This is a genomic window from Shewanella canadensis, from assembly GCF_003966225.1.
Classification (GTDB): domain Bacteria; phylum Pseudomonadota; class Gammaproteobacteria; order Enterobacterales; family Shewanellaceae; genus Shewanella; species Shewanella canadensis.
On sequence record NZ_RXNU01000012.1, the window covers coordinates 65,249 to 79,621 of the forward strand.

10 protein-coding genes are annotated in these 14,373 nt (G+C 45.6%); 7 read left to right on the forward strand and 3 right to left on the reverse strand.

Features of this window, described 5'->3' with window-relative positions:
- Window positions 1–23: 23 nt before the first annotated feature.
- Window positions 24–866, forward strand: coding sequence for an HDOD domain-containing protein (locus tag EKG38_RS18490; protein WP_126521817.1), 843 nt, complete (start codon window positions 24–26; stop codon window positions 864–866).
- Between the two features lie 65 nt (window positions 867–931).
- A complete protein-coding gene (locus EKG38_RS18495) occupies window positions 932–2,428 on the forward strand; it encodes a putative bifunctional diguanylate cyclase/phosphodiesterase (protein ID WP_126521819.1) in 1,497 nt (498 codons plus the stop codon).
- A 288-nt stretch (window positions 2,429–2,716) separates the two neighbouring features.
- Here EKG38_RS18495 and EKG38_RS18505 read toward each other — a convergent pair whose 3' ends face one another.
- The gene (locus EKG38_RS18505; protein ID WP_185826902.1) at window positions 2,717–3,163 is read right to left on the reverse strand and encodes a thioesterase family protein; all 447 of its coding nucleotides are present in this window, start codon (window positions 3,161–3,163) and stop codon (window positions 2,717–2,719) included.
- A gap of 149 nt (window positions 3,164–3,312) precedes the next feature.
- Window positions 3,313–4,122, reverse strand: coding sequence for a substrate-binding periplasmic protein (locus EKG38_RS18510; protein WP_246033216.1), 810 nt, complete (start codon window positions 4,120–4,122; stop codon window positions 3,313–3,315).
- A 287-nt stretch (window positions 4,123–4,409) separates the two neighbouring features.
- On the opposite strand from EKG38_RS18510, the gene EKG38_RS18515 reads away from it, so the two are divergent.
- A complete protein-coding gene (locus EKG38_RS18515) occupies window positions 4,410–7,472 on the forward strand; it encodes an EAL domain-containing protein (protein WP_126521821.1) in 3,063 nt (1,020 codons plus the stop codon).
- Between the two features lie 52 nt (window positions 7,473–7,524).
- On the forward strand, window positions 7,525–8,814 hold the full coding sequence (locus tag EKG38_RS18520) for a DEAD/DEAH box helicase (protein WP_126521823.1): 1,290 nt from the start codon (window positions 7,525–7,527) through the stop codon (window positions 8,812–8,814).
- An 81-nt stretch (window positions 8,815–8,895) separates the two neighbouring features.
- Here the strand turns inward: EKG38_RS18520 and EKG38_RS18525 are convergent, their stop codons facing one another.
- Entirely contained in the window at window positions 8,896–10,287 is a 1,392-nt protein-coding gene (locus EKG38_RS18525) for an endonuclease/exonuclease/phosphatase family protein (protein ID WP_126521825.1), read from the reverse strand.
- Between the two features lie 312 nt (window positions 10,288–10,599).
- Here EKG38_RS18525 and EKG38_RS18530 point away from each other — a divergent pair, with 312 nt between their 5' ends.
- The 3 genes from EKG38_RS18530 to EKG38_RS18540 all read left to right on the forward strand — a co-directional run bounded on the left by EKG38_RS18530 (window position 10,600) and on the right by EKG38_RS18540 (window position 14,344).
- Entirely contained in the window at window positions 10,600–11,655 is a 1,056-nt protein-coding gene (locus tag EKG38_RS18530; protein ID WP_126521827.1) for a CobW family GTP-binding protein, read from the forward strand.
- Window positions 11,656–11,707: 52 nt separating this feature from the next.
- Window positions 11,708–13,054 carry an MATE family efflux transporter gene (locus tag EKG38_RS18535; protein ID WP_126521829.1) on the forward strand — a complete coding sequence of 449 codons (1,347 nt, stop codon included), beginning with the start codon at window positions 11,708–11,710 and terminating at the stop codon, window positions 13,052–13,054.
- Window positions 13,055–13,264: 210 nt separating this feature from the next.
- Window positions 13,265–14,344, forward strand: coding sequence for a TonB family protein (locus EKG38_RS18540; RefSeq protein ID WP_126521831.1), 1,080 nt, complete (start codon window positions 13,265–13,267; stop codon window positions 14,342–14,344).
- Window positions 14,345–14,373 lie beyond the last annotated feature (29 nt).

The window sequence follows — 14,373 nt, forward strand, 5'->3', positions numbered from 1 at the left end:
AGAAAGAGAGAGTGGGAGTCCTAATGTCTACTGAACATCAACTATTGGTCGGGCTTTTAAAGAAATTAAAGGCTGATTCCTTAGTGCTGCCTACGTTACCTGAGGTCGCGATGAGAGTTCAGGAGGTCGTTTCCAGACCCGATTCGAGCCCTAAACAGGTGGCTGAGATCATAGGTCAGGATGCCGCGATTTCGGCAAGAATGATCAAAGTGGCTAATAGTGCTCTGTATAGCCGTGGCGTGAAAGCCGAAAACGTCAACAGTGCGGTCACCCGCATCGGATTAACTCAAATTAAAGCGATTGCGACCTCTGTTGCTATGGAGCAGTTGTTTATCTCTACCAATGAGATGGTGTGGGAGGTGATGGATGAGGTTTGGACCTGCTCTATCGAAGTGACTTCGGCGGCCTGTGCCATGTTGCTTATCTATAATAAGAGGCATAAAGGCTGCGGGATCAACTTCGACACCCTCACGTTAGCGGGCCTGGTTCATAATATCGGTGCCTTACCAGTGCTCTCCGAGGCCGAATCTAAGCCTGAGTTATTTACCAGTATCGTTCAACTTAGGGCATTAGTGCGCAAGATGCAGGGGCCGATAGGCCGCGCCGTCTTAAAGAGTTGGGATTTTGCCCCGGAAGTGATGGAGGTTGTCGAACGTTGGTCTGATCTTCATTATCTTCCCGATAATGTAGGTTATCTCGATTTTGTTCGCGCAGCCGCATTTTATACCGGTGAGCTTAGAGCTGGAGCCGATCTCGAAGAGCGGTTGGATGTATTTGCTAAACGTGGGTTGCCTGTATCGGCCGAAGAGTTGGCCGGTGATGAATTTTTGGATAAATACCACTCAATTAAGCTCAGTTATGAGTAGGTGAACAGAGGACTTATCGTCTCTTTTAATCGATAAATAAACTAACTTGGGGTTGACGGACTCGCGTGGAAAGCGATTGGTATATCTGGTTTTTACTCGTTTTATCTGTCGCTGGTATCATCTATTGGTACCGGCATAAAAAAGATGGCACTGAGTTTATTCAAGTTTTAGTACAATATCTGAAAAGACCTCACGGTTATCATCAGTTACATGTTTCAGAAGTACCCACAAAGTACATTCAGCTTTATCAAGCATTCCAATACTTTATTGCTACCCTTCCTATTCCGAGTGATAAAGATAAGTTAACCGGTTTTTCTAACCGTTTAGGACTGAAATCAAAGTTTATGAGTCTGATGCCATTAACACAGGGAACCTTAGTGTTAATCGATGTCTATCGCTTTCGATTCGTCAACGATCTGTTTGGCTTCTCTGTCGGCGATAAATTGCTTTTGTCACTATCAAAGCGTCTCACCGCACTCGAGGAGGACGTGACCTTTCTGGCTCGCATGAATGAAGATGAGTTTTTGCTTTATTTTGACTGTGCCCAAACGGAAGAGACTCTGTTTTCTATCCGTCACCAGTTACAAGCTCCTTTTGAGATAGATGATACCCCGATAACGGTTCAAATTCAGATGGGCTATCTGGATTTGAAGCAACATCATACCGATGTCAGCCAGCTCTTGAGACGGCTGGACCTTGCCCTTATTAAAGCCAAACAAGATAAATATTTCTTCGCCAGCTATGTGAAAGATGACGATGTCAGCCAACACCGCCAACTCAGTATCATTAACCGACTTCCTAAGGCATTAGCGTCGGGGGAGTTGTATATGGTTTACCAACCCAAATTCACCATATCTGATGGACGATGTGTACAGGTGGAGGCGTTAATGCGCTGGGAACACCCTCAATTAGGTGTGTTGTCGCCGGCTGAGTTTATTCCGCTTGTAGAGTGCGCCGGGATGATACAGGTCGTGAGCCAGTGGGCGCTGGATCAGGTGATATCTCAACAGGCCAAATGGCAGCTGTCGGGCTTACATCTGCAAGTCGCGGTTAACCTTTCAACTCAAGATCTTATCAGCGGCACACTGTGTGATGATATTCAGGCTAAGTTGCACCGACATAAGGTCGATGCCAGCGCGCTTTCCATTGAGATAACCGAGAGCACACTGATGGGCGACATGGATATTGCGGTTCAAACAATAAATAAATTGAAGCAGGTTGGTGTTGACGTTGCTATCGATGATTTCGGTACGGGTCACTCCTCCCTGGCTTATTTGAAAAACTTTCCCGTGGATGAGGTGAAAATTGATAAGGCGTTTATCGATGACCTGTTAGTCGACTCTCGTGCATTACACATCATGAAATGCAGCATTGAGTTGGCAAAGGGGCTTGCCTTTAAGGTGACGGTTGAGGGGGTTGAAACCGAGGAGATATATCTGGCATTGATGAATATGGGGGTCGATAAAATCCAAGGCGATCTCTTCGCGAAGCCGATGAGCGCTCAAAAACTCGAAGACTGTTGGGGACTGCTTCAGCAGAGCAGACTGCCCCGGATAAGCTAATACCAATCGGTATAAAGGTGTGGTCACTCAGCGAGAGTTTAGCGCTTGTGAGGCAAGGCAACGAGTGAGGAACATAGTTATTCTACGTTTAAGCCCGTTAACGCAGTATCGGAAGTGCTAAAACTCGCCTTTCAGGAGTGTTTTTGGCAGCCTACTTCTGTGTTGAATGAGTTCAAAAGGGCTCACCATTCCCTCACTCTTTCGCCTTGAATTATGCAGCCAAAAATAACTCTGAGTTGACCACTTTCTTATATCGATTGGTATAGCTTATCCGAGTATCTTTAGGTTCTATGAAAGTGTCGGTGAGCTGAAAGACTGACTGAGCCGTTCAATCAAATCCGCCGACATGGGGGCAAGCTGGCGGGCTTTATTCATACAGACCATCTCTATTTGAGCGGTAACCGCAGGTTTCTTAGCGTTGGGGCGCCAAATTTCCTGTTTCCAGACCGTTCTGTATTTGCTTTCGAAGTAGAAGCGGGTTCGAACATCGATAATATCGGCAAATTCGACGCCGTCATGACATAACATATCGCTTCGATATACCGCAAACCCCAGGCCATCCTCTTGCCACAACGCCGAAAGAATCTCGGCTCCGATGACATGTTCTCTTGCCCGTTCAAAATACTTCAGAAAATTGGGGTGGTAAACCACACCGGAAAAATCAGTATCTTCGTAATAGATCTGTACCGGAAAGTGGAATGTTGAGCTGTAATTCATCTCTTTAGTGTTTTGCATATTAGGGGGGGATAGCATTGGAAAAATTAGCGCTAGTCTAGCACAGGGAACAGTTCAAGAGGTGCTACCTCTTGAACTTCATTTACAGCTAACTCTAGACCTAAGCTATCTCAAGTGGCTTGATCTGAGGCTGCCAGAGCCGATGCCTGTTAAGGCTTTAAATTCATATCTAAATGGCGAGCGGTTTCGAAACTCGAAGACATAATTTGCTGGTAACTGCCATCATTTTTCAAGGCTGTTAATCCTGTGTCCAGCATCTCGGCTAAGTGTTCTGCTTCTGGATTTTTCTTGGAGAAGGCGAGATAAACTTGTCCGGTATGGTTAATGAATGTCGAACCTATCTCTGATGAAACCCGCATCTGTTCTATATACTGCTCGGCAACCAGATCATACATGATCGCTGTATCTATTCTATTTAATAGCAGCAAGTTAATCAGTTGGTTGTGATTCGATAGCTTAATGATCTGTATGTTTGGCAATTCTGATAATTCATCTCCGTACTCATAGCCATCAATGATACCGACTCTGGTATTTGGGGGGAGCTGCCATTTACTTTCCACGTTAAGTGGAGACTGCTTGCTTTGATAAAATGATGCGGTGGCGGAAAAAAGAGCTTGTTTGCCGAAGATAAACTGATCTTGAGTGCTTTTCTCTTTTACTAAGTTAAAAACACCGTCGACGATCCCCTTTTTGGCCATCACAACGGCGCGAGCGTAGGGAACAACAATACTGTCGACTTCGATGCCAACACGAGAGAAGGCGGAATTGATCAGAGAGTGTGAAAGTCCGCTACCGGAGGATTCGGCATAAGGGGCCCAATTGTCTTCGGCGGCTAACTTGACAGTCCTAGCCATATCATCGGCGGCAAGACTGTAGCTGATGAGACACAATAGCAGTGAAAGTGCTCGCGGGAGTAGATTGAGGTTTGGCATAAAATCCTTTAAACCATGAGTATCCATATGACTCTTAAAAACATGATAATCCAATTTTATAAAAGCGTGACAATTATTTATCGGTTTTAACCTGTTTTTTGTGATCTGGATGTGAATATATCCAGGTTCTCACCATTCGTTTCGTTCAAGCTGAGTCAGCTCCCACCTGCAGAGCCGATGATTAGCAACCTCTTGCCGATAGGCTGAACTTCAGACTTTCATTTGTATTAATAGTTACTTGTCTCATTTTTATAACGATTCTGCTACAATCAAAGTTTGCAATTCCCTATTTTTTAAGAGATTCGTTCCGTCATATGGATTCTGATGTCATTTTTTCATTAGTACAGAATGCGGCGCTGCTTCTGGCTATGGTATTTGTGTACGATGCCGTTCCCAGAAAGCAGAGACATGAGTACTATTTTCTTTGGCGGATCTCCGTCGGAACCGTCATCGGTGGGATCACTGTGACGACCATGATGACTCACTGGGAATATCAGCCAGGGGTCTTTTTCGATGCGCGTTCCATTATCCTGGGGATTTCCGGACTCTTCTTCGGCGGTTTGCCCACCTTGGTTGCCATGGTTATCGCATCTGTTTATCGGTTTTTAGAGGGGGGAAGTGGTTGGTGGGCCGGAATCGGCATCATTTTTTCCTCCGGGCTTCTGGGCAGCTATTGGCGATATTATCGAAAGAGTTTCATTGCGGATCTATCCTTTAAAGAGCTCTATATTTTTGGTTTTATCCTACAAGTCATTACCCTTCTTTGGATGTTTGTACTTCCCTTTGAGATGGCGATAAGCATCTTATCTCGAATTAGTTTTCCGGCATTAATTGTTTACCCCATCGCATTCGTCTTGCTTGGCCTGTTGCTCTCCAGGCGATTGGAGATTGAACGAGACGCCAAGATCCAGCTTCAGGATGACTTCATTTTTCGCTCACAATTTAATGTTGGCAATATTGGTATTGCGATCTCTTCGGTGGATCAGCATTGGATAAAGGTGAATCCTCGTATGTGTCAGATGTTGCAATATACCGAGGAGGAGTTGCTGTTAAAAACATGGGCCGAAATGACCTATTTTGATGACTTGCAAACGGATCTTAACCTATTTAACCGCATGTTAGATGGCGAGTTTGATGAGTATGAGATGGATAAACGTTATGTGGCTAAAGATGGCTCGATTGTCTATACCCACTTAACGGTAGCTTGTCAGAGAGTGAATAACCAAGTTCAGTTGGTGATAGCGGGCCTGTTGGATATCACCTCTCAGAAACAAGCAGAATCAGCCATGTCTAAAAGTCAGGAGCAGTTAGCACTGGTGTTAGACAGTAGTGAACTTGGGCTGTGGGATTGGGATCTTAAATCGGATAAAGTCGAACGCAATGACTATTGTGCCAAGCTTTTAGGCTGTGGTGTCGAAGAACTTAATGATGATGCACGGTTATGGATTAATGCGATTCACCCCCAGGACAGGCTGGAGGTATTACATGCGATGGATAAACACCTCAAGGGAGAGAATCCTCAATACATTATCGAATATAGATTAAATACTTTTCACGGTGAAACGCGTTGGATACTCGATCGTGGCAAGGTGGCGAGTAAAGATGTTAATGGTGCACCCCTTCGCGTGTGCGGCACTAATACGGATATCACCGACAGGAAGCGGGGAGAGGAGTCATTGCAACTCGCAGCCTCTGTGTATAACAACTCCAGTGAGGCAATGAGCGTTCAGGACAGCTTGGGGAATATCATCACCATCAACTCTGCCTTTACCGATATCACCGGCTACCCGGAGGGCGAGATCCTCAGTAAACATATTCGAATACTAGAGTGCGATAGAACCAGTAAAAACCAATATGATCAGATGAATCTCCAGATAACCGAAACCGGTCGGTGGCAGGGAGAAGTTTGGTTGAAGCATAAGAGTGGAACCGAATTTATTGTCTGGCTGACCATCAATACCATTCTTGATAACAAGGGAGAGGTCTATCGTCGAGTCGCACTGTTTTCCGATATTACCGAGAAGAAACAGGCCGAACATATTATCTGGAAGCAAGCGAACTATGATCCTCTAACCGGTTTACCCAATCGTAGGATGCTGTTGGAATATCTGGGCACAGAACTGCTGAAGTCAGACAGAACTAAAAAACATTTTGCATTGATGTTTCTCGATTTAGATTATTTCAAAGAGGTCAATGATAGCTTAGGTCATGATATTGGCGATCTGCTTCTTGTGGAAACGGCTAAGCGCCTCAAGGGGTGCATTCGTGAATCAGATGTGGTGGCAAGGTTAGGGGGTGATGAATTTACCGTCGTACTATCGTCAATACAAGATCACAAAGGGGTTGAAAGAGTAGCCGAAAACATTCTCTCTCGACTGGCAGAGCCATTTAATCTTGATAATGAAAGTGCTTATATCAGTGCGAGTATCGGGATCACCCTCTATCCTGACGATGCCTCAAGTATTGATGGTCTGCTCAAGCATGCGGATCAAGCCATGTACGCCGCAAAAGAGCAGGGAAGAAATCGATACCATTATTTTACCCCTTCCATGCAGGAGTATGCCAAATATCGGATGCTGCTTATCCGGGACTTGCGAAAGGCAATAATACGCAAAGAGTTTGAAATTTATTATCAACCGATCATTGAGTTAACCGATTCCAAAGTGTTTAAAGCCGAAGCGCTGATCCGTTGGCATCATCCCGTCAGAGGGGTGGTATCACCCGGTGAGTTTATTCCCGTAGCCGAAGAGACGGGCTTAATCATCGAAATCGGTAACTGGGTATTCGAGCAAGCAGCGAAACAGAGTGCAATGTGGCGTGAACGTTTTGGCGTCGCGATACAGATCAGCATTAATAAATCGCCGATTCAATTCAGGGATGAGGGAGAAAGTTTCGTCGATTGGATCGAGCAGTTAAAAAAGCTCAACCTCGAGAGCAACGGGATCTGCGTGGAGATAACCGAAGGCTTGTTACTGGATGCGAGCATGGGCGTCTCAGAAAAACTGTTGGCTTACCGAGATGCAGGGATTCAGGTTTCACTCGATGATTTTGGCACGGGTTACTCATCACTGGCTTATCTCAAAAAATTCGATATCGATTATCTTAAAATTGATCAATCCTTCACCCGTAACTTAGAGACTGACGCTAATGACGTGACCCTTTGTGAAGCGATTATCGTGATGGCTCACAAGCTTGGAATGAAAGTGATCGCCGAAGGCGTCGAAACCGAGTTCCAGAAAAAGATCTTGTTCGAAGCGGGTTGTGATTATGGCCAAGGCTACCTTTTTTCAAAACCTATTCCAGTTGCTCAGTTTGAGGCGAAATATCTTATAGGTTTAACACAATTACCTAATGAAAAGGGTTCGCCTAGCCAGTGATGACTGATTTTGGTAGACTCCGCGCTCATTTATTATCCCCTGTGAGTTTTTCATGAAATTTGACGCACTTGATTTGAACCCCTCAATTCTTGAAGCCATTAATGTCTGTGGTTATCAACAACTGACTCAGGTGCAATGTGAGGTTATTCCTGTTGCATTAACGGGGGGCGATCTTATGGCTTGTGCTGAAACCGGCACAGGAAAAACGGCGGCGTTTGCACTGCCTCTACTACAAAGGCTGCTCTTCGATGAGGTGAACTTAGGCTCTCTCAGAGGTCTGATAATGACACCGACTCGGGAGCTGGCGATACAGGTGGCTGAGAATATCTCTCGCTATAGCCAGTTTACCCCGCTGAAAACCTTAGCCGTTTATGGGGGGGCAAATATGAACCCTCAACGAAAAGCACTCAATGCCGGGGTTGATATTCTTGTAGCCACACCAGGTCGGCTATTCGATTTTATCGGCCAGCATGGGTTAGATCTTTCGGATGTGACGACCTTAGTTATCGATGAAGCCGATAGAATGCTGGACATGGGGTTTGTCCGTGATATAGAACGAGTGAAAGCCCTCGTCGCAGCAGAGCACCTTACGCACTTTTTCTCTGCTACCTATAGTGACGATGTAAAGGTGCTGGCGCAGAAGATGTTGCACTCTCCCCAGTGGATAAATGTCGCTCAAAGCCGATCTGCATCCAGTGTCGAACAGGAGATATATCTTGTCGATAAGCGCCGCAAGGCGGAGCTGTTATCTGAGTTAGTCGGTCGTAATAATTGGCAACAAGTATTGGTTTTTGCCAGTAGTAAAGAGAGCGCCGAGCACCTGCAAAAGGAGTTAAAGCTCGACGGTGTTAAGAGTGCGGTGTTCCATGGCGACAAGACTCAGGGCGCTCGAAATCGTGCCCTCGAAGAATTTAAAAATGGTGTGTTGAGAGTGCTGGTGGCCACCGACGTCGCCGCAAGGGGGCTGGATATTCAGGCCCTGCCTCTGGTTATAAATCTGGAGCTGCCTTTCGATGCCGAAGACTATATCCATCGTATCGGTCGAACAGGAAGAGCGGGTCTTGAGGGGCGCGCTATTTCGTTTGTATGTCCATCCGATGAGAAGATGCTCGAAGAGATTGAAACCTTAATTGAGCTTAAGTTACCCCGTACAGTACTTCCCGGTTATGAACTCGGAACGCCACTGCCTGCTCGCTATAGAGAGACTCAAGAGTCGACCATGAAGCGTGTAGATAGACGTAAAGGGAAGCCTAAGCATGGCAACAGAGGGGCTGGCGGCGGTAAAAACGCTGATAAAGGTAAGTCGAGTTACGCAAGTCGAAGAGCCGATAATAAACGCTAATCTTGTCATTATGAATAATAAAAAAACCGCCTATAGAGGCGGTTTTTTGTTATTTATCATCTGCTTATCTATTGAGCAAGATTAAAGCTCAGCTTCGATCCATACTAAGCGGTGATCGGAAGAGATGTCTTTACCGTTACCCCATTTCCCTACACGCTCATCGTTCATCAATAAACGACCCTCTTCGAAGGTTGCCGGCCAGAATACGCCTGAGTCGATGATGTTCAGATCGTTTGACGGGATAGCATGGTCGACACGAAGTCCAAATGTGCTGGTGATACGATCGGGGTAGATGCTATCACCACAATCACCAAGTGCAACACACTCAGTAGAGCCCAGGCTGTTTGGCGCGTAAACACCATCTGTAGCAAGCACGTTTACACGCTCATGATTCATTAGATCCTGAATTGACTCCAGGAAGCCATCACCATTTTCAGGATCGGCGTTCAGATCGCCCATAACCACGAAAGATGCATCCAAACCTAAACCACCTTTTACGCCAGCATCATCGTAGATGTAGTCGGCATTTGATACATATTCACTCCAGAATTTGATCTCAGCACTGTTTAACAACTTGTTGTTTTCAGTGATGTAATCGAATACTGGTGGTGTTGGGTGAGATAGTAGTAGGTGAACAACTTTCTCACCATCGGCGGTTGGGATAAGAATTGGTGCATCGACATGGTTTTTAGAAGAAAGTGGCTTCTGTGCCCATGCTTCAGCCGTATACCACTCATCTCCACACGCTAATCCATCAGGAATAGGCTTGTCTGGATTATCACAAACAGTGATCACAGGGTTAGTTTCACCCGGCATATCTTTCCACTTAAAGTCTTGGAAAGTACGGATGTTATCTGTATCAATTGGGTACTGTGATAGTAGGCCAAAAGCATACTGTCCGTGGTAGTTACCATAGCCCCAAGCATCGCCCGGCAGTGCGACAGTACCATTACGGTCTAGATCGAATTCGCTTAACAGGCCTGTATTTGTTGAGAAGTTCTCTGTATAAGCAAACTGAATTGGCTCTAACATCTTCTTCTCATCTGAAGTTGTGCCTAGACCATTTTGTGGCACTGCAAGATAGTTTAAGCGGAAGCCATTAATTGCATCCTGGTTTTCGCCCAGGCCATCGTTGTTAAACTCACCCATCATCAATACCGCTGGACGCTCAGTTTGAATTACGGCTGCAACGTTACGGATCTGGATAATTTTTTCGACAATTTTTAATTCATCTTCAGTTAGCTCATCTTCAAACCATTTGGTCATCAAGGCTTCTTGTTCTGGTGCAGAGAACTGCATTTCAGTGACAAGGTCTTCAAAGGTATAACGATCGAAAGAGAGGTTGTATGTCGCGAAACGAACGTTCGTTGGTTCAGTTGGCTCTGGTGGATAGATGTTGTTAGTTTCGTCATTACATCCAGCTAATAACGCCATCGATATTGCAGCGGCAGCCGCCGTTTTTAGTAGTTTCATATTGTGACCCATCATTATTAATTGTTATCTTTAGCTCATTTAGTTGAGCTTTCGATGGCATCATATACAGGTGTACATTAACTGGCTATGAAATCGCTCGGTTTACCTGTTTAATTCATGCGATATTTACTTTGTTTAACGGCATGTTGTGGTTATGTTGTACTATCGTACATGTTTTTTCTGGGGGGCTCATTTCAGCATTTTTTATGGCACATATTGTTCCGTGTTCAGATCCGCAGTCGACTTGTTATTGAGACCCTCATGATTAATGCTTACACTGTGCAGCTTTCTTTGTGCTATTGAGATCAACCTATGATAATCAAACCTATCGCCACCAATGTGATCACAGGCTTTCTGGGTGTTGGAAAGACCACCTTTATTAAGCAGCTTTTCCTGAGTAAACCAGCCGATGAAAAGTGGGCCGTATTGATCAACGAGTTTGGTGAGGTAGGCATAGATGCGGCATTGCTTGGAGGTGGCGAGCAGACTATCGAGATCCGTGAGGTGGCGGGGGGATGTATGTGCTGCGCAGCTGGTGTTCCCATGCAGGTGGCGATAAATCAGTTGATAGCGAAAGCCAAACCCGATCGATTGTTGATCGAACCTACGGGACTTGGGCACCCCAGAGAGGTGCTTAAGGTACTCAGTGAGCCCCACTACCACAATGTCATCAATCTAAAGTCGACAGTGTGTCTGGTCGATGCAAGAAAAATTGAGGATGCCCGATATCGGGAGCATGAGATCTTCAATCAGCAACTGGAAGTTGCGGATATTGTGCTGGCGACTAAGTCGGATCTCTATTCGGAGCAAAACGTTGAAGCGCTGAACTCTTTTCTCAATGAGAAACGGGCGTGCAACGAGTCCGGCGACAAACCCGTCATACCTGTCAGTCTGACACACTCCTTATCGGTCGGGATCTCTGACAAATTATTCAGCTTGTTAGATAGACAAGCTCAGCTTCCGGTGCCCGCTAAAAGAGCACAATCCAGCATGCTCAGACCTCAAGCCCATGACCTGTTTTCCCTCGAACCCTCGGTTGTCGAGAGTGAGTTTGATGAAGCTGGCCTGATAAAAAAACTTAATAGGGGGGAAGGTTTTTATAGTTGTGGTTGGATATTTGATCTCAGTTATGAGTTTTTATTCGATGAGGTCATTAACCTGGTTAAGTCGTTGGACGTGACTCGGCTTAAGGCGGTACTGATCACCGATGAGGGCATCGCCGGACTCAATTTAATTGATGGTGAACTCAATGTCATCGAACTCGATGATGTGATGGACTCCAGAATAGAGATTATTACGTTAACTTCAGTAGAAAGTGAAGCGCTCGAGAGGAGGCTTCTTGCTATATCTAAGCGGATAAGTTTTTGATATCTTGCTGCTCTATAAAAATAAAATAACAATAAATAAACGGTATATCTGAATGAGTGCTGATGTGTCTTCCCAAGACCAGGCTTTAGTTAACGATCCAATTCATAAGCTGTTTTGGCGATATACCATTCCCACTATAGCTTCGATGTTGGTGACGGGGATTTATGTCGCTATCGACGGCATGTTCATTGGTCATTACCTGGGAGAAACAGGTCTGGCCGGGATGATATTGGCTTATCCCATCGGTGCTATTCTCTATGCCATAGGTGCCTGGTTAGGCATGGGCGGCGCGGCGCTGGTTTCAATTAATTTAGGCCAAGGAGAAGTCGCTAAGGCTCGAAAAATACTCGGGAACACCTTCAGTCTATGCCTTATTTCTGGCGCTATTATTGCTCTGTTGGGAACCCGTTACTCTCGTGATATTTTACAATTTCTGGGGGCTGAGGGAGAGGTATTAAACAGCGCCTATGATTATCTCTTTTGGTATTTTGCTCTCGGTTATTTTCCCATCATCTCGATGGCCTTCAGCTCTCTGATACGAAATGATGGCAGGCCCGGATTTGTCACTTATGTACTCATCTTTGGCGGCTGTTTAAATGCGGTATTAGATTGGTTGTTTATTGTCGTTTTCCCTTTCGGGTTAGTGGGTGCGGCCATTGCGACCATGATTTCACAAGCGGTCACCGGTTTACTCTGCTTACGGCATTTCTTTACCGCTAATACTCGCTTACGCATTAACTGGCAGCAGATGTCGCTTAAACTCGATCATTGCCTGAATATTCTCAGAGTCGGTCTGCCTAGTTTTCTGTTGAGCCTCTACCTGTCGATAGTCTTAACGCTGCATAACATGGCCTTCCTGTGGGTCGGTGCGCCGATCCACGTCGCGGCTTATGGTGTCGTCAGTTATACCGAGGCCTTTTTCTACCTTATTTTTGAAGGTATCGCCTTCGGTACTCAACCTATCTTCAGCTTTAATGCGGGAGCCGGGCGCTATGACAGAGTCTTTAAAACCTTGAAGATTGCGTTTGGGATCTCCTTGGTTACGGCTTTTATCGGTTTATTGTTTATCTACATCAAGCCCCTATGGATGGTCTATATCTTTGCCGGTGATAATCCTCAATTAACTCCCTATGCCATCGAGGGGATGCGGCTCTACTTTTGGGGATTACCGATGGAAGGCTTGCTACTCGTTGGGGCGAGTTTTTTTCAGGCGATTAACTGTTCCAAAGAAGCCTCCATGTTGACCGGGATGAAGCTTATCTTAATCGCTTTAGTTATCTATCTGTTTGCCTGGGCGTTCGGTGTTAAGGGGGTCTGGGTCTCTCTGGCGTGCTGCAGCACAGTTTTAGTATGCTGGATGATGTTTGCCCTAAAGCGGGTATCGCAGCGGCTGAGCTAGCGTTTACCTGCGGCTGAGCTAGCGTTTACTTAGGTTAGTCAATCCGTTAGATTAAAGAGGGAGAGGTTGGTGCGACTAACAGGGAAGGCATGACCTTATCTCTAAACTCTATCAACATGTTATATCGTCATATTTTATCAATCAGTACTAATAGAACCAATGCCAATAGGTTTAGTACCAATAGATAAGTACTAATAAATAAGGATATTTATGAAGTCATCAGTTCGCTTTCGCCATGTTCTTGCTGCCATTACTCTGAGTTGCTTAAGTCTGAGTAGCCTCGGGGTATCCGCCTCTGAATTTTCACAAAGCTACACTGCCTATAAACAAGCCGTAGCAGAGAAAAACAATGAACTGGCGCTCAAGTATGCCGGAGAGGCTTATGAGCTGGGCTCAGTGCAGTTTGGGCCCCAAAGCCTTGATACTGCAACGTTAGCATTAAACTATGCCACGGCACTCGAAGAGCAAGATCAAAAAGAGCAGGCTAATTCGCTCTACCTGCTGGCACTCAGTCGTTATCAATCGAGCTATGGTGAAGATGCCCTTGAGGTGTTAGATCCGCTTCTTGGCGCGGCGCACACGAGTTCAGACCCTAAAACGGCTAAGTCTCAGTTTGAAGATGCCATCGACATTGCCTCAGACGCAGAAAACAGGATATTACACGCCGACACCCTGAGCGCAGCATTTGCTACTCTTTCTAAAACCCGCCTTTATAACAGAAAAATTCGTGACTATGCGCTTGATGCCTACGAGATCTATAAAGAGGAGCTCCCACAGGACTCGCTCACCAGAGTGAAAGCGGCTTACATAGCTGGCTCAATTCATTTCGTAGAGAAGAAAAACAGCAGAGCGATTCCCCTGCTTAATGAAGTCGTTAAACAATTCTCAGCGCTCAATTATACCCACCCTTATGAGCTAAAGGCCCACGCGTTTCTGGTCGAGTTGTATGAGCGTGAGGGAGAGAGCGATAAGTCCACCGAGCATTGCATCGCTATAGGTAGTATGCGTCCCTGGCTCGATGATCAGGAGCAGATGCCGCTGTATCGTGAGCAGCCTAAATATCCTTTCTCTTATGTTAAGCGAAGAAAGAGTGGCTGGGCCGAGGTGTCATTTATTGTCGATGAATTTGGTTTTGTGAAGGAGCCTAAATTACTCGATTCAAAAGGAGGAAGTAAATTCAGCGATGAATCGATCAAAGCCTTAAAACAATGGCGTTATGCGCCAAAGTTTGTCGATGGCTCGCCCATTGCTGAACAGACAAGAGTAAGAATCGACTTTACCATCGAGTAGCATTAACAATATTCAGCACCATATGAACG

Coding starts and splice junctions, on each gene's coding strand:
- EKG38_RS18530 (WP_126521827.1), top strand. CDS start 10,600: ATGATAATCAAACCTATCGCCACCAATGTGATCACAGGCTTTCTGGGT.
- EKG38_RS18525 (WP_126521825.1), bottom strand. CDS start 10,287: ATGAAACTACTAAAAACGGCGGCTGCCGCTGCAATATCGATGGCGTTA.
- EKG38_RS18535 (WP_126521829.1), top strand. CDS start 11,708: ATGAGTGCTGATGTGTCTTCCCAAGACCAGGCTTTAGTTAACGATCCA.
- EKG38_RS18505 (WP_185826902.1), bottom strand. CDS start 3,163: ATGCAAAACACTAAAGAGATGAATTACAGCTCAACATTCCACTTTCCG.
- EKG38_RS18490 (WP_126521817.1), top strand. CDS start 24: ATGTCTACTGAACATCAACTATTGGTCGGGCTTTTAAAGAAATTAAAG.
- EKG38_RS18540 (WP_126521831.1), top strand. CDS start 13,265: ATGAAGTCATCAGTTCGCTTTCGCCATGTTCTTGCTGCCATTACTCTG.
- EKG38_RS18520 (WP_126521823.1), top strand. CDS start 7,525: ATGAAATTTGACGCACTTGATTTGAACCCCTCAATTCTTGAAGCCATT.
- EKG38_RS18510 (WP_246033216.1), bottom strand. CDS start 4,122: ATGGATACTCATGGTTTAAAGGATTTTATGCCAAACCTCAATCTACTC.
- EKG38_RS18515 (WP_126521821.1), top strand. CDS start 4,410: ATGGATTCTGATGTCATTTTTTCATTAGTACAGAATGCGGCGCTGCTT.